Below are 18,470 nucleotides of genomic sequence, written 5' to 3' on the forward strand. Positions count from 1 at the left end.
GTAGGGCTGTCCCTACCCCGAAGACGCGCGTGCGCACCAGGGTCATCGAAGGGCTGTCTCCCTAGCGTCTTACGCATGACGAATGAGGCGGTTCGGCTCGAGGCCGTGCGCAAGGAGTACAACGGCGTGGTCGCGCTGGACGGGGTCTCGATCTCGTTCCCGCGCGGCGGGTTCACCGCGGTGATGGGCCCGTCCGGCTCGGGCAAGAGCACCTTCCTCCACTGCGCGGCCGGCCTCGACCGGCCGACGGCGGGCCGGGTCGTGCTCGACGGCCAGGACCTCGACGGCAAGAGCGAGACCTACCTGACGAAGCTGCGGCGCGACCGCGTCGGCTTCGTCTTCCAGGCGTTCAACCTGCTCCCGGCGTTGACGGTCGAGCAGAACGTCGTGCTGCCGCTGCAGCTGGCCGGGAAGCGCCCGGACAAGCGGCTCGTGGCGCGGATCCTCACCCACGTCGGGCTCGACGGCCGCCGCAAGCACCTGCCCGGGCAGCTCTCCGGCGGCCAGGCGCAGCGCGTCGCGATCGCGCGGGCGCTGGTCACCGACCCGGCCGTGCTCTTCGCCGACGAACCGACCGGCGCGCTCGACACCCGCACCGCCGCTGACGTGCTCGGCCTGCTGCGCGACTCCGTCCGGTCGTCGGGCCAGACGGTGATCATGGTGACGCACGACCCGGTCGCCGCGTCCTACGCCGACGAGGTCGTGTTCCTCGCCGACGGCCGGATCGCCGGCCGCCTCGCCCGGCCGACCGCGGAAGCCGTCGCCGAGCGGATGACCCACCTCGGCGCCTGGGGCCGGGTGGCGGCGTGATGTTCTCCCTCGCGATGCGGACCCTGCGCCTGCGCAAGGGCGGGTTCCTGGCGACGTTCGTCGCCGTGTTCTTCGGCGCGCTGATCGTCTCGGCGTGCGGTGGCCTGATGGAGACGGGCATCCGGTCCGAGACGCCGGTGCAGCGGCTGGCCGCGGCGCCGATCGTCGTCGGCGGGCAGCAGACGCTGGCGCTGCCGGAGGACGACCCGGCGACCCTCGACCCCGAGGACAAGCACAAGGTCAAGAACGCGACCCTGCCCGAGCGCGTCCGGGTCGACGCGGCGCTGGCCGACCGCCTGCGCGCGGTCCCGGGCGTCACGAACGTCGTCGGGGAGATCAGTTTTCCGGCGCAGATCGGCACGGCGAGTGCGCTCGGGCACGCGTGGGACTCCGCCGTGCTCACGCCGTACACGCTGAAGGGCGAACCGCCGAAGCCGGGCGAAGTCGTCGTCGACGCCGGGCTCGGGATCGCCGTCGGGGGCACGCTGCCGGTCGCGGCGCACGGTGTGGTCGGCCAGTACCGCGTCTCGGGAATCGCGGAAGCGCCGCAGGCCATGCGGGACTCGGCGCTGTTCTTCGCGCCTTCGGACGCTGAAAAGCTTTCGGGACACCCGGGAACCTTCGACACCATCGGCGTCTTCGGCGGTGACGTCGCCGCGGTGACGTCGGTCGTCGGCGACGCCGGGGTCGTGACGACCGGCGCCGACCGCGGGGTCCTGGAGTTCCCCGAGGTGAACCAGAGCGGCGAAAACCTGATCGTCCTGGCCGCCGTCTCCGGTGGGCTGTCGGCGATGGTGATGGTTTTTGTCGTCGCGGGCACGCTCTCGCTGTCGACCCAGCAGCGTCAGCGTGAGCTCGCGCTGCTGCGGGCGATCGGCACGACCCCGCGTCAGCTGCGGCGGATGGTGCTCGGCGAGGCGCTGGTGGTCGGGCTGCTGGCGGTCGCGGCCGCGGTGGTGCTCGGTCCGGTGCTGGGCAACTGGCTGTTCGACCAGCTCGCGGCCAACCACGTGGTCCCCGAAGTGCTGCGGTACGAGCAGGGCTGGCTGCCGGCGACGGTGGCCGCGGGCGCGTCGCTGCTGGCCACCGTGGCCGCGGCCTTCGTCGCCGGCCGCCGTGCCTCGAAGGTCCGCCCGACCGAGGCGCTCGCCGAAGCCGCCGTCGAGCGGCGCTGGCTGACGCCGATCCGGCTGGTCACCGCGGTCCTGTGCTTCGCCGGCGGGACGGCGCTGGCCATCGTCACGGTCGCCGTGATGACCGGCCCGGTCGCGGCCAGCACGGCCGGCCCGGCGGTGATGCTGTGGGCGTTCGGCCTCGCGGCGATCAGCCCCGGCGTCACGAAGGTGATGGCGATGCTGCTGCGCTGGCCGGTCCAGGCCTTCAGCGGTGTCACGGGCCGGGTCGCGCTGCTCAACACGCGCGTCGGCGCGGTCCGGACGGCCGGCGCGGTCACCCCGATCATGCTCGCGGTCGGCATCGCGACCGCCAACATCTACCTGCAGACCACGCAGGAAGCCGTCTCGAACGAGGCGTACACCGCGGACCTGCGCGCGGACGCCGTGGTGGCCGGCCCGGGCGGGCTCGACCCGTCGGTGCTGGGGCGCGTGCGCTCGGCGCCGGGGGTCGCGGGCGCTTCGGAGTACGTCACGAGCACGGTGTTCGTCGAAAAGCCGTACGACTCGAACAACGACCAGGACGGCTGGCCCGCGCTCGGCGTCAGCGAGCTGACCGGGACCGCCGTCGAGGTGCCGACCACGCTCGGCCGTCAGGTCGGCGACACCCTGTCGCTGCGGCTCGGCGACGGCGCGCCGGTGGACGTGCGGGTGTCCGCCGTCGTGAGCCAGCGGCCCGGGTTCGAACGGCTCGTGCTGCCCGCGTCGCTGCTGGCCCCGCACACGACAACCGGCCTCGCGCCGCAGCTGCTGGTCAGCGCCGCTCCCGGCGTCGACACGGCGACGCTGACTTCGCACCTTCGCGAGGCGACAGCGGGGTTGCCGGTGCAGGTCGGCGACCGCGACGACCTCATCGCGGCGCACGCCAAGGGCAACGAGATCGGCGCCTGGGTCAACTACCTGCTCGTCGGGATGATCATCGCGTACACGGTGATTTCGGTGGTGAACACGCTCGTGATGGCCACCGGCAAGCGACGCCGTGAGTTCGGCCTGCAGCGGCTGAGCGGGTTCACCCGCGGCCAGGTGCTGCGGATGGCCGGGGTCGAAGGCGGGCTGATCGCGACCATCGCGGTCCTGCTCGGCACGGCGACGGCGGCCGGCGCGATCGTGCCGTTCTGCCTGGTCGTGACCGGCACGGTGCTGCCGTCCGGGCCACTGGCCGTCTACCTGGTGGTGCTCGCGCTCGCCGTGACCCTCTCGCTGGTGGCGATCCTGGTCCCGGCCTGGGCGGCGACGCGCGGGCGTGCGGTCGACGCCACATCCATCGGGGAGTGACGACGGCCGTGTGTAAGACTCTCGGCCGTGGCGAACCCCGGGTTGGATCAAGCGGCGAAACTCGAACTGGCCAGGCTGGTCACCGATCTTTCCGTGGTGCACGGAAAAGTGACCCTGGCGTCCGGCAAGGAAGCCGACTACTACATCGACCTCCGGCGGGCGACGCTGCACCACGCGGCCGCGCCGCTGATCGGCAAGCTCCTGCGCCAGCTCACGGCGGACTGGGACTACGTGGCGGCCGGCGGCCTGACGCTCGGCGCCGACCCGGTGGCGCTGGCGATGCTGCACTCGGCGGCCACCGACGGGGTGGTGCTCGACGCGTTCGTGGTCCGGAAGTCCGTCAAGGAACACGGCATGCAGCGCCGCATCGAGGGCATGGAGGTCCGCGGGCAGCGCGTGCTGGCGGTGGAGGACACCTCCACGACCGGCGGCAGTGTGCTCGACGCCGTCGCGGCCCTGCGTGAAGCCGGCGCGAACGTGATCGGCGTGGTCACGGTCGTCGACCGCGACACCGGGGCGCGGGAGGCCATCGAGAAGGAAGGCCTCGAGTACCGGTACGTCCTCGGCAAGGACGACCTCGGCCTGGACTGACGCCGGACCCCGGGGACCACGCGGTCCCCGGGGCCGCCCGGCTCACTTCTTGAACAGGTCCTTCGCCGCGTCCTTGACGTTCTCCACGGCGCCCTTGAGCCCGGCCTTCGCCTGGTCGGCCTGGCCCTCGGCCTGCAGCTGCTCGTCGCCGGTGGCCTTCCCGGCCGTCTCCTTGGCCTTGCCACCCAGCTCTTCGGCCTTGTTGCTGATCTTGTCGCCCAGCGACATGGGGCACCTCCTCCTCCGGCGGCGCCCCGGCGGGGCGCGCTCGTGCCGGAAGGACCACCGAGGCGCGTGATCGTCACGGACTCGCCCCGGTGACCACCGTCACCCACAATCAAGCCGTGACGTTTTCCGGCTCCCCGTGTCCTCTGTCCGAGGAGGTGCCGTGACGACCACCGCCACGCCGCTCGACGACGCGACCCTCGTGGGCCGCGCGCGGGACGGCGACGTCCGGGCGTACGAGCAGCTCGTGCTGCGCTACCAGGGCCCGATGTTCCGGCTCGCGGTGAAGATGCTCGCCCACCGCGGCGACGCCGAGGACGTCGTGCAGGAGGTGTTCCTCAACGCCTGGCGCAAGCTCGACCAGCTCGGCGAGGACGCGGCCTTCGTCGGCTGGCTCTACCGGGCCACCACGAACCGCTGCCTCAACACGATCCGGGCGCGGCGGCCGCAGGCCGACGTCGACCTGGACACCGCGGAATCGCCGCGGGCGGACCTCCAGCCGGAGCGGGCCGCGCAGGTGAGCGGCCAGCTCGCGGCGTTGAACGCGGCACTGGCCGAGCTCACGCCCGAGCAGCGGGCGTGCTGGCTGCTGCGGGAAGTGCACGGCCGGTCCTACGAAGAGATCGGCGAAGTCGTCGGCGCGAACACGACCGCGGTCCGCGGCCGGATCGCGCGGGCGCGGGCCCAGCTGGCGGAGGTGATGAAGCCATGGCGATGACGGACTACGAGCTGCCCTGCGAACGGGATGTCGAGCAGGTGTGGGAGCGACTGGACGCGGTCGGCGCCGGGCTGGCCGACGAGCACGAGCTGACCTGCCCGCACTGCCGCGCCGCGCGCGAAAGCCTGCTGGCGCTGCGCGAGGCCACGACGGAACTGGCTCTCGAGGACGACGTGCCGTCGCCCGACCTGTTCGGCCGGATCATGTCGGCGGTGCGGGCCGAGGTGCGGCGCGACCGGATGGTGCGGCTGCCGACCCCGGAACCCGGGTTCGTCGAGATCAGCGAGCAGGCGGTGGCGGCGGTGCTGCGCTACGCGGCGGACACCGTCGACGGCGTCCGCGCGCGACGCTGCCGGGTGCGCACCGGCGAGGACGGCGTGGTCGAAGTCGACCTCACCCTCGCGGTGAGTTTGCGGAACGCTACCGGCGGTGAAGCGTTGGCGAAGGTGCGGGAGCGGGTGACCGCGGCGGCCGCGGCCCGGGTGGGCCTGACGCTGGCGAAGCTCGACCTGCTGGTCGACGACGTTTATGAAGTTCATGGGGAGCCAGGGGAATGAGCGTGGAGTACGTCATCGCCGATCCGGTGATCGCCAGCGTGGCGGCGAGGGCGGCGATCACCACGCCGGGCGTGGTGCGGCTCGAGCCGGGCCTGCGCGGCCTGGTGACGGCGTGGACGCGGGCGGCCCGCCAGCGCTGGAAGGGCCTCGACCCGGCCCCGGCGGACGGCATCCGCGTCCGCACGGCCGACGGCCGGGTGAGCGTGCAGATCGACCTGGTGACGGCGTCCGCCGACCAGGCCGGGGCGGTGGGCCGCGCGGTCCAGCGCGCGGTCGGCCGGTACGTGGCCGAGCAGACCGGGCTGGCCGTCGACGAGGTCTCGGTGTCCATCATGGACATCGAGCCGGCGCCCCGGTGACCGCGCGCGAAGCCGTCGAGAAGATCGTCGGCGCACTGTCGGGAGTGGACGGCCTGCGGCCGGCGACCCCGGTGTCCCCCGAGACGACGTGGCTGCCGGTGGACTGGGAAGGGATGGCGGTCGACCTGACGCCGGAGCTGGTGCAGATCCGCCTGATCGCGACCCGGCTGCCGATCCCGCCGTTGCTGGACCTGGCCGCGGAGCTCGTGCGGCCGGTGCTGGCGGGGACGGAGTGGTCGCAGGCCAAGCTGCGGTTGGTCGTCACGGACATCGACGGCGCCGCCTTCGTCTGAGGTCGAGAGCCACGTCACACGATCGAGCGAGTGACGATCTCCCTCCCGCTGGGTCTTACCTACACACGAGGCAGAAAGCCTTGAGGGACAGGACATCCGGGAGGACCCCATGACCGCGACCGCCGAGAAGAACACCGTGGCCACCAAGGCCGAGACGGCTCTCGTCAGCACGCAGGGCACCACGACCATCGCCGACACCGTGGTCCAGAAGATCGCCGGGCTCGCCGCGCGTGAGGTTGCCGGTGTCCACGCCCTCGGTGGTGGCGCGGCTCGGGCGCTGAGCGCCATCCGCGACCGCATCCCGGGTGCGTCCGCCAGTGCCGGCCAGGGCGTGTCCGTCGAGGTCGGGGAGAAGCAGGCCGCCGTCGACCTGCAGATCCTCGTCGAGTACGGCGTGGCCATCGCGGACCTCGCGCGGGCCGTGCGCCGCAACGTGATCACCGCGATCGAGCAGATGACCGGGCTGGAGGTCGTCGAGGTGAACATCAACGTCAACGACGTCCACATCCCCGGTGACGATGACGAGTCCGCCACCAGCGACCGGGTGCAGTGACGATGAACGCGACGCTGCTCGGCCTGCTTTACGGGCTGGCGCTGGGTTTCGCCGCCGGGTTCGGCGGGTTCGGCGCGTTCATCGCGGTGCTGGTGCTCGGCGGGCTCGGCCTGCTGGCCGGCCGCTGGCTCGACGGCAAGCTCGACCTCTCGGCGCTCGTCGGCGCCGCGCGCGATCGGAGGTGACGCGTGGAACGCGGAGTGACCACTGTGGACCCGCGGGCGGTGCGGCGGATCGCCGCGCGCGCCGCCCGCGAGGTGGACGGCGTCGCGGGGGACGTCACCGCCGAGGCCACAGTGGACGGTTCATCGGCCACAGTGGACGTCCGGCTCCCGCTCGCCTACCCGGCCCCGATCACGGCGACCGTCGAGAAGGTCCGGGCGCACCTGCTCGGCCGCACGACGGAACTGACCGGGCTCACCACGAGCCGGGTGGACATCACGGTCGCGCTCGCGCGGCCGGAGCAGCCCCGTCGGAGGGTCCAGTGAGGCGGCCCAGGCGGAGCGTGCCCGCGGTTCTGACGGCGCTGGTCCTGCTCGCGGTGTGCGCGCTCGTCGTGACGGCGCTGGTCCAGCGCCTGCTCGGCGAGCGGCCGCTGGTGTCCTACGACGCGGTCGCCGCCCGCGTGCACGAGACCTCCTGGAACGAACTGCCCGTGCTCGTCGGGGGCGGGGCAGCGGTTCTGGCGGGATTCGTGCTGCTGGCGGCGGCCGTGCTCCGCGGACGGCCGTTGGTCGTGCCGCTGGTTGCGGCGCCGGGATTCGCCACGGGGACTTCACGCCACGGCCTGCGCACGTCGTTGCGAGCCACGGCGGCCGGGGTCGACGGCGTCTCGTCGGCCGCGCTGAAGCTGGGACGGCGGAAGGTGAAGGTGCGGGTGAAGACCAACCGGACGAACCGGGACGGCCTGGCGGAAGCGGTCGACGCCGCGGTGCGGCAGAGGCTGGACGACGTCGGGCTGGCCCGGCCGCCGAAGGTGCGAGTCCGAGTGAGGGGAACACGATGAACCGGCCCGCCGCTCTCAACCGGACTCTCCTCGCGCTGATCGGCCTGCTTCTCCTCGCTGCGGGCGGGTTCGCGCTCGCGACCCACTTCGGTCGTCTCCACGTCCTCGACCCGGCCGCACCCCTTGTGCCCGGCAACGCACCCCCGCCGACCTGGGTGTTCTGGGTGGCGATCGCCGTCGCGGTCGTCCTCGGGCTGTTGTGCCTGCGGTGGCTGGCCGCGCAGGCGTTCAGGCGGCCGAAGTCCGTCGCCTGGCGGTCCGAGGACACCGCAGGGGACACCGTGCTCGACTCCGCCACCGCGGCCGCGCCCCTGGCCGAGGACGTCGAGACCTACGAAGGCGTCCGGTCCGCGTCGGCCTGGCTGTCGGGGACGCGGGACGCGCCTGAGCTGCTGCTCGTCGTCACCACGGACCGCGACGCCGGCGCCACCGCCGTCCGGGAGCGGATCGCCGAGCACGCCGTTCCTCGGCTCAAGCAGGCCCTGGAGGTCGACGAGCTCCCGGTCCGGCTGGAAATTCGGCTGACGGCGAAATCCGGGGTCCGGGCGCGGTGAGCCGGGCGTAGCGTCGCCCGGTATGGAAGAGCCCCGTGAGCCGCCGCGGCCGTCCGATCCGAACCGGAAGAAACCGGACGGCGCGCCCGACCAGTACCCACACGAGGAACCGACCACCTATCCCGCCAAGCGGCCGCCGGAATTTCCACCGGGCGTAACGCCTCCGTCACCGCCCAGGTGAAGAAGTTGCTCCGGTGGGTTGAACATCACAGCTCTGGGCATCCTGGAGGGCGGCCGATCTCGATCAGCGGAGTAAAGTCGCTGGTAGGGGGTTCGGTGAAGGGGGCGTGTGGTGGCGAAGTTCCTGGCCGAAGTGACCGTCGCGGTGCACATGCTCGCCCTGCTGCTCATCGGGTTCGGCGGGTTCATCGCCTGGCGCTGGCCGAAGCTGATCTTCGTCCACATATTCGCGGCGGCCTGGGGCATCCTCGTCAACGTCACCCCGGTGCCGTGCCCGTTCACCGCGCTGGAGAACTTCTTCCGCCACCAGCAGGGCCTCGGTGACCTGCCCGGCGGCTTCAACGCGTACTACCTGTACGACACGGTCTTCCCCCGGTCGTGGCTGCCGGCGATCGGCATCATCGCGATCGCCGTGGTCGCCTACTCCTACGTCGGCGTCTACCAGCGCTGGCGCCACCGCCACCACCCCGAAGACACCCAGCCCCGCGCGGTCCACCTCGGCTGAGGCACTATCAGCGCATGGAACGTGTGCTCGGCATCGGTGGTTACTTCCTCCGCGCCGCGGACCCGGCGGCCCTGGGCGCCTGGTACCGCGACTGCCTCGGCCTCGACGCCGACGAACACGGCCTGTGGCAGCAGGCGGCGGGCCCGACGGTCTTCGCGCCGTTCGAGGACGGCACCGACTACTTCGGCTCGCCCACCCAGCAGACCATGCTGAACTTCCGGGTCCGCGACCTCGACGCGATGCTCGCCCAGCTCCGCGCCCAGGGCGCCGACGTCGCCGAGGAGACGCAGGACATGGCCGGGGTCGGCCGGTTCGGCTGGGTCACCGATCCCGAGGGCAACCGCATCGAGCTTTGGCAGTCCGCCTAGAGCCGCGGCCGCGGGTGGGGCGACAATCGACGCTGTGAGCGCATCGCACGACGTCGGACCCACCGAGTGGGTGAGCCGCGAAGAGGTCGGCGTCGGTCCGTGGCCGGGTGAGTGGCCGTCCGACGAGCGGTACGACCCGGACCTGCTGCGGGACGGCGACCGCCGCAATGTCGTCGACGCCTACCGCTACTGGCGGCGTGAAGCAATAGTGTCCGATGTGGACAGCCGGCGGCACCCGTTCCACGTCGCCATCGAGAACTTCCAGCACGACCACAACATCGGCACGGTGGTCCGCACGGCCAACGCGTTCGCCGCGGCCGAGGTGCACATCGTCGGCCGCCGCCGCTGGAACCGGCGCGGCGCCATGGTGACCGACCGCTACCAGCACCTCCGCCACCACGAAGACGTCGACGGGCTGCTCGCCTTCGCCGCGGAAAACAGCCTCGCGCTCGTCGCGGTCGACAACACGCCCGGTTCGCAGCCGGTCGAGACGGCCGAAATCCCGCGCGAGTGCGTCCTGCTGTTCGGTCAGGAGGGCCCAGGGCTGTCGGCGGGCGCGCAGGAAGCGGCGTCCCTCGTGGTGTCGATCGCCCAGTTCGGCACCACCCGCTCGATCAACGCCGGGGTCGCCGCCGGGATCGTCATGCACGCCTGGGTCCGGCAGCACGCCGACCTGACCACCGCCTGGTGACTACGCCGGCGCGACCTCGACCGGGATGCCGTTCAGCACCGACGTCCCGGACGGCAGGTCCAGCAGCGTCTCGTCGGCGACCAGGTTCGAGTTGACGCCGGGGTTCGCGCGCGCCACCCGGGTGCGCGAGCCGTCGACGTCGTGACCCCAGCCGTGCGGGATGCTGACCACGCCTTCGCGGACCTCGTCGGTCACCTCCACCGGCACCTCCAGCTTGCCGGCGCGGGAAGTCACCGACGCGAGCGCGCCGTCGGTGAGGCCCAGCCGCGTCGCGTCGGCCGGGTGCACCTGCACCGTGCACCGGTTGCCGCCGCGGACCAGCGGTTTCAGGTTGTGCATCCAGGAGTTGTTCGAGCTCAGGTGCCGTCGCCCGATCAGCACAAGACCGTCTTCTTCGGGCTTGGCGAGCTCGGCGCGCAGCCTCGGGACGTCCGCGACGATCGTCTCCGGCGCCAGCTCGATCCGCCCGGACGCCGTGCACAGCACCTCCGGGATCCGCGGCTTCAGCGGCCCGAAGTCCATCCCGTGCGGCGCGGCTTCGAGGTCGGCCAGCGTGACGTCGTAGGGCCCGGCACGCAGCATCAGGTCGACCAGCCGCGCCGGGCCCGTCCGGTCGTGGGTGACCTCGAGCTTGGCGCGGCGCGCGACGTCCGCGGCGACGAAGCCGTCGAGCGCCTCGACGTCCGCTTCGGGGCCCTGACCGGTGACGATGCCGGTGAGCCGCAGCATCGTCTCCCACTCCTGCGGCAGCTTCGACGGCAGCGTCGGCGGGGTCCAGTTGGCGACGTTGCGCACCGAGAGCTGGTAGAAGGCCAGGTCGAAGTGCGGCCGTTCGAGCGGCGACGGCCCGGGCAGGATGACGTCCGCCTGGCGTGACGTCTCGTTCAGGTAGACGTCGACGGAGATCATGAAGTCGAGCTTCTTCAGCGCTTCGCTCAGGCGCCCGGCGTTCGGCGTGCTCAGGCACGGGTTGCCGCTGACGGTGACCAGCGCGCGGACCTGGCCCTCGCCCGGGGTTTCGATCTCGTCGGCGAGCGTCGCGACCGGCAGCTCGCCGACCACCTCGGGGTACCCGCGCACGCGGCTGTGCCAGCGGCCGACGGCGAACGGGCGCCGGTTGCCGGTGGGCTGGCACGCGGCCAGCGGGAACATCGCGCCGCCCGGCTCGTCGAGGTTGCCGGTGAGCACGTTGAGGACGTCGACCAGCCAGCTCGCGACCGTGCCGAACCGCTGGGTCGTGGTGCCGATCCGGCCGTAGACGACGGCGTTCTCGGTGGCGAGTTCGAGCGCCATCCGGCGGATCTCGGCGGCGGGGATGCCGGTGCGCGGCGCGACGGCTTCGGGGGTGAACGGGCGGGCCAGCGTGCGGACGTCGTCGAGGCCGTTGAGGTGGGGTTCGAGCCGGCCGGGGCGTACCCGGTTTTCCGCGAACAGGACATTGACCAGCGCGAACAGCAGCAGCGCGTCGGTGCCGGGCCGGATGGCGTGGTGCTCGTCGGCGAACTGCGCGGTGCGCGTGCGGCGCGGGTCGACCACGACGATCTTGCCGCCGCGGTCGCGGATCCCGCGCAGCCGGCCGCGGACGTCCGGCGCGGTCATCAGGCTGCCGTTCGAGACGAGCGGGTTGGCGCCGAGGATCAGCAGGTGCCGCGTGCGGTCGAGGTCGGGCACGGGGATGGCGAGCGGGTCGCCGAACATCGTGCCGGACGAGTAGTGCTTCGGCATCTGGTCGACCGACGTCGCGCTGTAGAAGTTCTTGGTGCCCAAGGCTTTGTAGAGCACCCGGCCGTAGAGCGTGAGCGCGATGTTGTGCACACCGGGGTTGCCCGCGTACACGGCGACGGCGTCCCGGCCGTGCTCCTCGAGGATCGGCGGGAGGCGGCGGTCGATCTCGTCGTAGGCCTCCTGCCAGCTGACCTCAACGAACTCGCCGTCTCGCTTAAGCAGCGGCGCGGTCAGCCGATCGGGGTCGTGGTGCAGCGCCCCGAGCGACGCGCCCTTCGGGCAGATGTAACCCTTCGAGAAGACGTCGTTCTCGTCGCCCTTTACGCGCGTGACCTGCTGGTTCTCGTCGAGCGTCACCTCGAGCCCGCAGGTCGCTTCGCACAGCGGGCAGGTGACGTGAGCCGTGGTCATAACAGCTGAACATACCGAGCGGTATGTCGGTGAGCAAGGCAGGATTGCGTCATGGACGTCTCGGCCGCCGAACGCGCGGTGACCGCCCGCCACCTGCGCCGCGTCTGGGCGCTCCCGGCGACGGTGCTGGGCCGCAGCGGCTGGCCGGCTTCGGCCGGGCAGCGGGTGCACTGGCATTGGAACTACTGGTGGCAGGCGCACCTGCTGGACACCCTCGTGGACGCGCAGCTGCGTTCGCCCACTGCGTCGCGCCTGGCGGTGATCCGGTCGTTCGTGCGTTCCGTGCGGTTGCGCAACTTCGGCCGCTGGACCAACGACTACTACGACGACATCGCGTGGCTCGGCCTTGCGCTGCAACGGGTCCAGCACCTCGGAATCGACGTCGGCCCGGCCCTGGCGGCCATCGACACCCAGCTGCTGTCCGGCTGGACGGAGGCGGCGGGCGGCGGAATCTGGTGGCGCCGAGGCGACGACTTCAAGAACACCCCGGCCAACGGCCCGGCGGCGATCTTCCACGCGCGATCGGGAAACCTGTCCCGCGCCCGCGAGATGACCGCGTGGCTGACGTCCACTTTGGTCGATCCCGCGTCCGGCCTGGTGTGGGACGGCATCCACGCGGACACGGGCGAGCTGGTGAAGCACATTTACACGTACTGCCAAGGGGTTTACCTCGGAGCGTGCCTGGAACTGTCCGAACTGGACAATGCGGCGCGCACGGTGCGAGCGGTGGCCGAGCACTGCGCACCGGGTGGCGTGATCCGCGGCCAGAGCGGCGGAGACGGAGGGTTGTTCGCGGCGATCTTGGCCCGGTACTTGGCGTTGGCGGCCGGAGTGTTGCCCGGCCCGGAGGCGGCGGTGGCGCGGTCGCTGGTGCTCCGCTCCGCCGAGGCGTGCTGGTCGGGAGCTGCGGAGGGGCTGGTGTTCAGCGCTTTCTGGGACCGCCCGGCACCGCCGTTGCCCTTGCCTTCGGACGCGCCTGAGCGAGACATGTCGGTGCAGGTGGGCGGCTGGATGCTCCTGGAAGCCGCGGCGACGCTGTCACCAGACGTCGCCGGCTCGCCAGTCGGCGGTTAACTCGCCGTCCAGGTTCAAGTCGAGGGGCGTCCGGCCCGGGAACACGTACACGCTGTCGTCCTCCTCGGTGCGCCGGATCCCGCTCGGCGTCAACGCGAAGGTCGGCCCGCGCCACAGCTGCCAGCCGCGGCCCGCGTACAGCGGTGCCCCCGCCGAGGACGCGCTCAACGCTCCCACCTCGTACCCCGGCAGCAGCTGCTCCATCACAACCATCAGCTCACTCGCGATCCCCCGCCGCCGGTGGGCGGGGTGGACCGCGACGCCCTCGACGTAGCCCGTGTTCAGGATGCGGCCGTCATGCATCAGGCGGCGTTGCACCAGGGACGCGTGGCCGACCAGCTCGGCGCCGGAGAACGCCAGCGCGTGCATTCCGCCGAGCGTGTTTTCCCAGCCCGGGAGGTCGAAGTCCCGGTAGGCGCCTTCGAGCAGGTCGCGAACCGCGCCGAGCTCGGCGGGCGGCAGCTGGGCGGTGTGCGCGAGTCGGATCACCGCACCCATCCTGCCGCTTCAGCAGCCGCAGGAGGCGCCGTGCAAAAACTTCGGCGTCAGGTGGACCGACTCCGGGGGCCGGTCCGGGTCCGCCATGCGGGACATCAGCAGCCGCACCGCTCGTTGGCCGAGGTCCGCGACCGGCTGAGCCACCGTTGTCACCGCCGGGCTGACGCGGCGGGCCCACTCCATGTCGCCGTAGCCGACCACCGCCAGCTCCGAGCCGATGCGGATGCCGCGGCGGTGAGCCTCGTACTGGACGCCGACCAGCATCGACTCGTCCGCGACCACCAGCGCCGTCGGGGAGGGCCAGCCGTCGAGGAGCTTGGCCGTCGCGCGGGCCGCTCCGCCTGACGTCGACAAACCGCACTCCACCAGCTCGCGGTTGAAGCGCAGGCCCGCCTGCTCCAGACCCAGCCGGTACCCGCGGACGCGCTCGCGGCTGACCTCCAGGCTCTCCTCGCCCGAGATCAACCCGATCTTGCGGTGCCGCCCCGACGTCAGGTGCCGGACCAGCGACGCCACCGCGTGCACGTTCTCCGTGCCCACCTGGTCGACGTCGTTGCGCGCGGCGACGCGGTCGACCAGCACCGTCGGCACACCCATCCGGACCAGGCCGTTGACCACCGCTTCGTCGCCGGGGGACGGGACCAGCAGCACGCCGTCCACCAGGTCCGCCCGCAGCGCGCGCACGATGGCGGCCTCTTCGGTGACGCTGTCTTCGGTGTCGGCCAGCATGACGTCACAGCCCGCCTGGGCGGCCGCGCCGCGGATCGAGCGCAGCAGCGCCCCTGAGTACGGGTTGGCGTGCACCCCCATGGCGACGCCGATCCGGTAGGTGACCGGGGGGTCCCACAACCGGAGCTCTGGCGAAAGTGCGGTCATCAGGCCTCGCAGACGCTCAGCCGAAAGGTATCCGCTGAACGCTCCGCGCGAGACCCCTATCCTGATTAATCACTGATGTGAGTGAACCGGCGGGCAGCCGCACGACTCACGGTGACGCAGGGTGGGCGCGAGCCGCACCGTCTCGGCCTTGCGGGCCGGGTCGTTGATCCGGGCCAGGAGCAGCCGCACGGCCTGCCGCCCGATCTCCTCGATCGGCTGGGCCATCGTGGTCAACGGCGGGTCGACCAGGTCCGCCCACTCGACGTCGTCGTAGACCACGACCGGCAGGTCACGCCCGATGCGCAGCCCCCGCCGGCGCGCCTCGTGCAGCACCCCGACCATCATGCTGTCGTTCCCGACCACCAGCGCGGTCGGTGGCTCGGGCAGCGCCAGCAGCGTGCTCAGCGCCAGCGAGCCGCCATCGCCCGAGGAGTTTCCGCAGGCCACGAGCTCGGACGACCACGTGAGCCCGGACCGGCCGAGCCCCAGCCGGTACCCGAGCACCCGCTCCTCGCTCGTCGACAGCCCGGGCGCGCCGCTGATCATCCCGATCCGCCGGTGCCCGAGCGTCGCCAGGTGCGCGGTCAGCGCCGACGTCGCCTGGATGTTCTCCGTGCCCACCTGGTCGACGTCGGCGCGGGTGGTCAGCCGGTCGATCAGCACGGTCGGGACGTCGAGCGACACGAGCTCGCCGATCACCGGCGCGTCGCCGGGCGCCGGGGTGATGAGCAGGCCGTCCACCCGGCGGGAGCGCAGCGCGCGCACTGTGTCACGCTCCGTGTCCGCGGTGTCGTGCGTGTCGGCCAGCAGCACCGTGTACCCGTGCGTGGACGCCTCCCGCTCGATCGCCTGCATCAGCGTCGCGAAGTACGGGTTCGCCACCAGCGAGATCGCCATGCCGATCGACCGGGTCCCGCCGGTGACCAGCGAGCGCGCGATGGCGTCGCCGGTGTAGCCGGTCGTCTCGATCGCCCGCAGCACCGCGGCCTTCGTGTCCTCGGCGACCGCGCGGGTCCCGTTCACGACGTGCGACACGGTGGTGATCGAGACGCCGGCGAGCTCGGCGATGTCGCGTTGGGTCGGCCGCGACGATCTCGGCTGGGGCATGCCAATCCTTTCCGGCAAGCGTTTGCGCAAACGCTTGCGTCCGAGGTGCAGTCTGTCTACCTTCCCGACCATCGGCAAGCTTCGACACGAACAAAGGGTGGGAACCCATGAGACAGCGCAGTCTCACCGCCGTCGTGCTGGCCGCCGTCCTCGCCGCGACGACCGGGTGCACGGTCGAACGCCACTGGGGCGGCAACACCAACACCGGCGGGAGCGGCAAGGCCAAGGTCGGCTTGGTCACCAAGACCGACACGAACCCCTACTTCGTGGCGCTTCGCGATTCCGCGAGAGCCACCGCGCAGGCCAACGGCGCCGACTTCAACGCCCTCGCCGGGCAGTTCGACGGGGACAACGATGGCCAGGTCCGCGCCATCGAGAACCTCATGCAGCAGGGCGTGAACACGATCCTGATCACGCCCAGCTCGTCGACCGGCGTGCTGAAGGCCATCAAGGACGCGCGTGACGCCGGTGTCCTGGTCATCGCCCTCGACACCGCCACCGAACCGTCGGACGCCGTCGACGCCACCTTCGCCACCGACAACTTCGCGGCCGGCGAGCAGCAGGGCGCGTACGTCAAGGCCGCGCTCAAGGGCACCCCGCCCAAGCTGCTGATGGTCGACGGCACCGCGGGCAGCTCGGTCGACACCCAGCGCCACGGCGGGTTCCTCAAGGGCATCGGGCTGACCGACGGCTCACCCGAGATCAAGGGGCACACCGCCGCCAACGGCGACCAGAGCCTCGCCCAGCAGGGCATGGAGAACCTGCTGCAGCGCAGCACCGACATCAACGCCGTCTACTCGATGAACGAGCCGATGGGCCGCGGCTCCTACGCGGCGCTGCAGGCCCGCGGGCTCACCGGGCAGATCGTGATGGGCTCGATCGACGGCGGCTGCGAAGGCGTCCAGAACGTCAAGGACGGCCAGTACGCGGCGACCGTCATGCAGTTCCCGAAGAAGATGGCCGAGCAGGGTGTGCTCGCCGCCGTCGAGTACGCGAAGACCGGGAAGAAGCCTACGGGCTTCCTCAACACCGGTTCCGCCGTGATCACCGACAAGCCGATGCCCGGGGTCGAAAGCCACGACACCGCGTGGGGCCTGCAGAACTGCTGGGGAGGCACGAAGTGACCACGGCAACCGCAGTGTCCACAAAGGAACGCGAGTCGCTCGGCGAGTTCCTCCTCCGCGCGCCCGCGGTCGGCCCGGCGCTCGCGCTGGTCGTCGCGATCGTGGTGTTCTCGCTGGCCACGGACACGTTCTTCGACCTCGACAACCTGTCCACGGTCGTCCAGCAGTCGCTGGTCGTCGGGACCCTCGCGCTGGGCCAGACGCTCGTCATCCTCATCGCGGGCATCGACCTGTCGAACGCGTCGTCGATGGTCGTCGCGACGTTGATCATGGCGAAGCTCGCCGCGGCCGGCACGAACGGGTTTGTCGCGCTGCTGGCCGGGATCGTGCTGACGGTCATCGTCGGCATGTTCATCGGCGGGCTCGCGACGCGCGTCAAGCTCCCGGCGTTCATCATCACGCTCGGCACGTTCACCATGCTCACCGCGGTGTCCAAGCTGATCGCCGGCGGCCAGGCCGTGCCGGTGACCGACGGGCTGCTGCAGTGGCTCGGCACCAAGCGCTACCTCTTCGGCGGCATCCCGATCACCTACGGCATGACGCTGGCGCTGCTGATGTACCTCGGCGTCTGGTACGCGCTCACGAAAACCGCGTGGGGCAAGCACGTCTACGCGGTCGGCAACGCGCCGGAGTCCGCACGGCTGTCCGGCATCAAGGTCAACCGCACGGTCCTCTCGGTGTACATCGTGGCCGGGCTGGCCTTCGGGCTCGCCGCGTGGCAGGCGCTCGGGCGGACGCCGAACGCCGACCCGAACCAGTTCCAGCTCGGCAACCTCGACTCGATCACCGCCGTCGTCCTCGGCGGGACGAGCCTCTTCGGCGGCCGCGGCTCGGTGCTCGGGACGCTGATGGGCGCGCTGGTCGTGGCGGTGCTGCGGTCGGGGCTGACGCAGATGAACGTCGACGGCAACTACCAGGACCTCGCCACCGGCGCCCTGCTGATCGCCGCCGTTGTGGTGGACCGGATCGCGAGGAGGCAGCAGCAGTCATGACCGAACCGATCCTGCAGGCCCGTGGCCTGGTGAAACGCTACGGCCGGGTGACCGCCATCGACGGCGCCGACTTCGACCTGCTGCCCGGCGAGGTGCTCGCCGTGGTCGGCGACAACGGCGCCGGGAAGTCGTCCCTGATCAAAACCCTTTCCGGAGCGGTGATCCCGGACGAGGGCGAGATCAAAGTGGACGGTGAGACCGTCCACTTCAAGTCCCCTTTGGACGCCCGGCACTACGGGATCGAGACGGTGTACCAGGACCTCGCCGTCGCACCCGCGCTCGACATCGCGTCGAACATGTTCCTGGGCCGGGAAAAGCGGCTGAGCGGCCCGTTCGGGTTGTTCCGGAAGCTCGACACGGCGACCATGCGGTCGGAGGCGCAACGGATTCTCGACGAGCTGGGCATCAACATCAAGTCGATCACCCAGCCGGTCGAGACGCTCTCCGGCGGTCAGCGCCAGGGTGTCGCCGTCGCGCGCGCCGCGGCGTTCGGCACCAAGGCCGTGATCATGGACGAGCCCACCGCCGCGCTCGGCGTCGCCGAGTCCGGCAAGGTGCTCGACCTGATCGGCCGGATCCGCGACCGCGGCCTGCCGGTGGTGCTGATCAGCCACAACATGCCGCACGTGTTCGACATCGCCGACCGCATCCACGTGCACCGCCTCGGCAAGCGCGTCGCGGTCGTCTCGCCGAAGACGCACTCGATGAACCAGGTCGTCGGCCTGCTCACGGGTGCGTTGCGGCTCAACGAGAACGGCGAGATCGAAGAGGCGGCGGCCGCGACCCACGTGGCCGGTTTGCAGTGA

The 18,470-nt window shown here is 71.5% G+C and carries 24 protein-coding genes; 19 read left to right on the plus strand and 5 right to left on the minus strand.

Translation table 11 applies throughout. The features are described from left to right. Nucleotides 1–75 precede the first annotated feature (75 nt). The 3 genes from ACZ63J_RS21690 to pyrE are packed head-to-tail and all read left to right on the plus strand — an operon-like array spanning nt 76 to nt 3,848. Nucleotides 76–810 carry an ABC transporter ATP-binding protein gene (locus tag ACZ63J_RS21690; protein ID WP_465306908.1) on the plus strand — a complete coding sequence of 245 codons (735 nt, stop codon included), beginning with the start codon at nt 76–78 and terminating at the stop codon, nt 808–810. Next, complete coding sequence (locus ACZ63J_RS21695; RefSeq protein WP_465406610.1) at nt 810–3,257, plus strand: ABC transporter permease; 2,448 nt, start codon at nt 810–812, stop codon at nt 3,255–3,257. Before ACZ63J_RS21690 ends, ACZ63J_RS21695 begins: the two co-directional genes overlap by 1 nt. Nucleotides 3,258–3,284: 27 nt before the next feature. Beyond that, on the plus strand, nt 3,285–3,848 hold the full coding sequence (gene pyrE / locus ACZ63J_RS21700) for an orotate phosphoribosyltransferase (protein WP_465306910.1): 564 nt from the start codon (nt 3,285–3,287) through the stop codon (nt 3,846–3,848). Between the two features lie 42 nt (nt 3,849–3,890). Here pyrE and ACZ63J_RS21705 read toward each other — a convergent pair whose 3' ends face one another. Continuing rightward, nucleotides 3,891–4,076: a CsbD family protein gene (locus ACZ63J_RS21705; protein WP_465306912.1), complete on the minus strand. Its 186-nt coding sequence runs from the start codon at nt 4,074–4,076 to the stop codon at nt 3,891–3,893. A 160-nt stretch (nt 4,077–4,236) separates the two neighbouring features. Here ACZ63J_RS21705 and ACZ63J_RS21710 point away from each other — a divergent pair, with 160 nt between their 5' ends. From ACZ63J_RS21710 to ACZ63J_RS21765, 12 genes are all read left to right on the plus strand, one after another. Further along, the gene (locus tag ACZ63J_RS21710; RefSeq protein ID WP_465306914.1) at nt 4,237–4,791 is read left to right on the plus strand and encodes an RNA polymerase sigma factor; all 555 of its coding nucleotides are present in this window, start codon (nt 4,237–4,239) and stop codon (nt 4,789–4,791) included. After that, nucleotides 4,782–5,348 (plus strand): Asp23/Gls24 family envelope stress response protein, encoded by a 567-nt coding sequence (locus ACZ63J_RS21715; protein ID WP_465406544.1) that lies wholly within the window; start codon nt 4,782–4,784, stop codon nt 5,346–5,348. Before ACZ63J_RS21710 ends, ACZ63J_RS21715 begins: the two co-directional genes overlap by 10 nt. After that, a complete protein-coding gene (locus tag ACZ63J_RS21720; protein ID WP_465306918.1) occupies nt 5,345–5,707 on the plus strand; it encodes an Asp23/Gls24 family envelope stress response protein in 363 nt (120 codons plus the stop codon). Before ACZ63J_RS21715 ends, ACZ63J_RS21720 begins: the two co-directional genes overlap by 4 nt. Next, nucleotides 5,704–6,000, plus strand: coding sequence for a hypothetical protein (locus tag ACZ63J_RS21725; RefSeq protein WP_465306920.1), 297 nt, complete (start codon nt 5,704–5,706; stop codon nt 5,998–6,000). The genes ACZ63J_RS21720 and ACZ63J_RS21725 overlap by 4 nt, the downstream gene beginning before the upstream one ends. A gap of 109 nt (nt 6,001–6,109) precedes the next feature. After that, nucleotides 6,110–6,553 (plus strand): Asp23/Gls24 family envelope stress response protein, encoded by a 444-nt coding sequence (locus ACZ63J_RS21730; protein WP_465406542.1) that lies wholly within the window; start codon nt 6,110–6,112, stop codon nt 6,551–6,553. Nucleotides 6,554–6,555: 2 nt separating this feature from the next. Then, nucleotides 6,556–6,738, plus strand: a complete 183-nt coding sequence (locus ACZ63J_RS21735; protein ID WP_465333550.1) for a hypothetical protein — start codon at nt 6,556–6,558, stop codon at nt 6,736–6,738. A 3-nt stretch (nt 6,739–6,741) separates the two neighbouring features. Then, on the plus strand, nt 6,742–7,041 hold the full coding sequence (locus ACZ63J_RS21740) for an Asp23/Gls24 family envelope stress response protein (RefSeq protein WP_465333551.1): 300 nt from the start codon (nt 6,742–6,744) through the stop codon (nt 7,039–7,041). 17 nt (nt 7,042–7,058) lie between these two features. After that, nucleotides 7,059–7,559 (plus strand): DUF6286 domain-containing protein, encoded by a 501-nt coding sequence (locus ACZ63J_RS21745; RefSeq protein WP_465406540.1) that lies wholly within the window; start codon nt 7,059–7,061, stop codon nt 7,557–7,559. After that, nucleotides 7,556–8,113, plus strand: coding sequence for an alkaline shock response membrane anchor protein AmaP (gene amaP, locus ACZ63J_RS21750; RefSeq protein WP_465406539.1), 558 nt, complete (start codon nt 7,556–7,558; stop codon nt 8,111–8,113). The genes ACZ63J_RS21745 and amaP overlap by 4 nt, the downstream gene beginning before the upstream one ends. A 292-nt stretch (nt 8,114–8,405) precedes the next feature. After that, complete coding sequence (locus tag ACZ63J_RS21755) at nt 8,406–8,798, plus strand: DUF2784 domain-containing protein (RefSeq protein ID WP_465406537.1); 393 nt, start codon at nt 8,406–8,408, stop codon at nt 8,796–8,798. A 14-nt stretch (nt 8,799–8,812) separates the two neighbouring features. Beyond that, nucleotides 8,813–9,166: a VOC family protein gene (locus ACZ63J_RS21760; RefSeq protein WP_465406536.1), complete on the plus strand. Its 354-nt coding sequence runs from the start codon at nt 8,813–8,815 to the stop codon at nt 9,164–9,166. Between the two features lie 34 nt (nt 9,167–9,200). Beyond that, complete coding sequence (locus ACZ63J_RS21765) at nt 9,201–9,857, plus strand: TrmH family RNA methyltransferase (protein ID WP_465406534.1); 657 nt, start codon at nt 9,201–9,203, stop codon at nt 9,855–9,857. Here the strand turns inward: ACZ63J_RS21765 and ACZ63J_RS21770 are convergent, their stop codons facing one another. Further along, nucleotides 9,858–11,993, minus strand: coding sequence for a molybdopterin-dependent oxidoreductase (locus tag ACZ63J_RS21770; RefSeq protein ID WP_465439582.1), 2,136 nt, complete (start codon nt 11,991–11,993; stop codon nt 9,858–9,860). It abuts the gene before it with no gap. A 51-nt stretch (nt 11,994–12,044) separates the two neighbouring features. Between ACZ63J_RS21770 and ACZ63J_RS21775 the strand changes: the two genes are divergently transcribed. Beyond that, complete coding sequence (locus ACZ63J_RS21775; RefSeq protein WP_465439584.1) at nt 12,045–13,067, plus strand: glycoside hydrolase family 76 protein; 1,023 nt, start codon at nt 12,045–12,047, stop codon at nt 13,065–13,067. Here ACZ63J_RS21775 and ACZ63J_RS21780 read toward each other — a convergent pair. The 3 genes from ACZ63J_RS21780 to ACZ63J_RS21790 form a co-directional block, all read right to left on the minus strand. After that, on the minus strand, nt 13,032–13,556 hold the full coding sequence (locus tag ACZ63J_RS21780; RefSeq protein WP_465439586.1) for a GNAT family N-acetyltransferase: 525 nt from the start codon (nt 13,554–13,556) through the stop codon (nt 13,032–13,034). The two genes, ACZ63J_RS21775 and ACZ63J_RS21780, sit on opposite strands and share 36 nt — an antisense overlap. A gap of 18 nt (nt 13,557–13,574) precedes the next feature. Continuing rightward, nucleotides 13,575–14,441, minus strand: coding sequence for a substrate-binding domain-containing protein (locus ACZ63J_RS21785; protein ID WP_465439588.1), 867 nt, complete (start codon nt 14,439–14,441; stop codon nt 13,575–13,577). 69 nt (nt 14,442–14,510) lie between these two features. Further along, entirely contained in the window at nt 14,511–15,548 is a 1,038-nt protein-coding gene (locus ACZ63J_RS21790) for a LacI family DNA-binding transcriptional regulator (RefSeq protein ID WP_465306946.1), read from the minus strand. A 107-nt stretch (nt 15,549–15,655) separates the two neighbouring features. On the opposite strand from ACZ63J_RS21790, the gene ACZ63J_RS21795 reads away from it, so the two are divergent. From ACZ63J_RS21795 to ACZ63J_RS21805, 3 genes are read left to right on the plus strand one after another with little or no spacing between them, the layout of a single operon-like run. Next, entirely contained in the window at nt 15,656–16,672 is a 1,017-nt protein-coding gene (locus ACZ63J_RS21795) for a substrate-binding domain-containing protein (protein WP_465439590.1), read from the plus strand. Beyond that, nucleotides 16,669–17,664, plus strand: a complete 996-nt coding sequence (locus ACZ63J_RS21800) for an ABC transporter permease (RefSeq protein WP_465406519.1) — start codon at nt 16,669–16,671, stop codon at nt 17,662–17,664. The genes ACZ63J_RS21795 and ACZ63J_RS21800 overlap by 4 nt, the downstream gene beginning before the upstream one ends. Then, nucleotides 17,661–18,470, plus strand: a complete 810-nt coding sequence (locus tag ACZ63J_RS21805; RefSeq protein ID WP_465439592.1) for an ATP-binding cassette domain-containing protein — start codon at nt 17,661–17,663, stop codon at nt 18,468–18,470. The genes ACZ63J_RS21800 and ACZ63J_RS21805 overlap by 4 nt, the downstream gene beginning before the upstream one ends.

The sequence above is a fragment of the Amycolatopsis sp. NPDC104863 genome, from assembly GCF_055582965.1.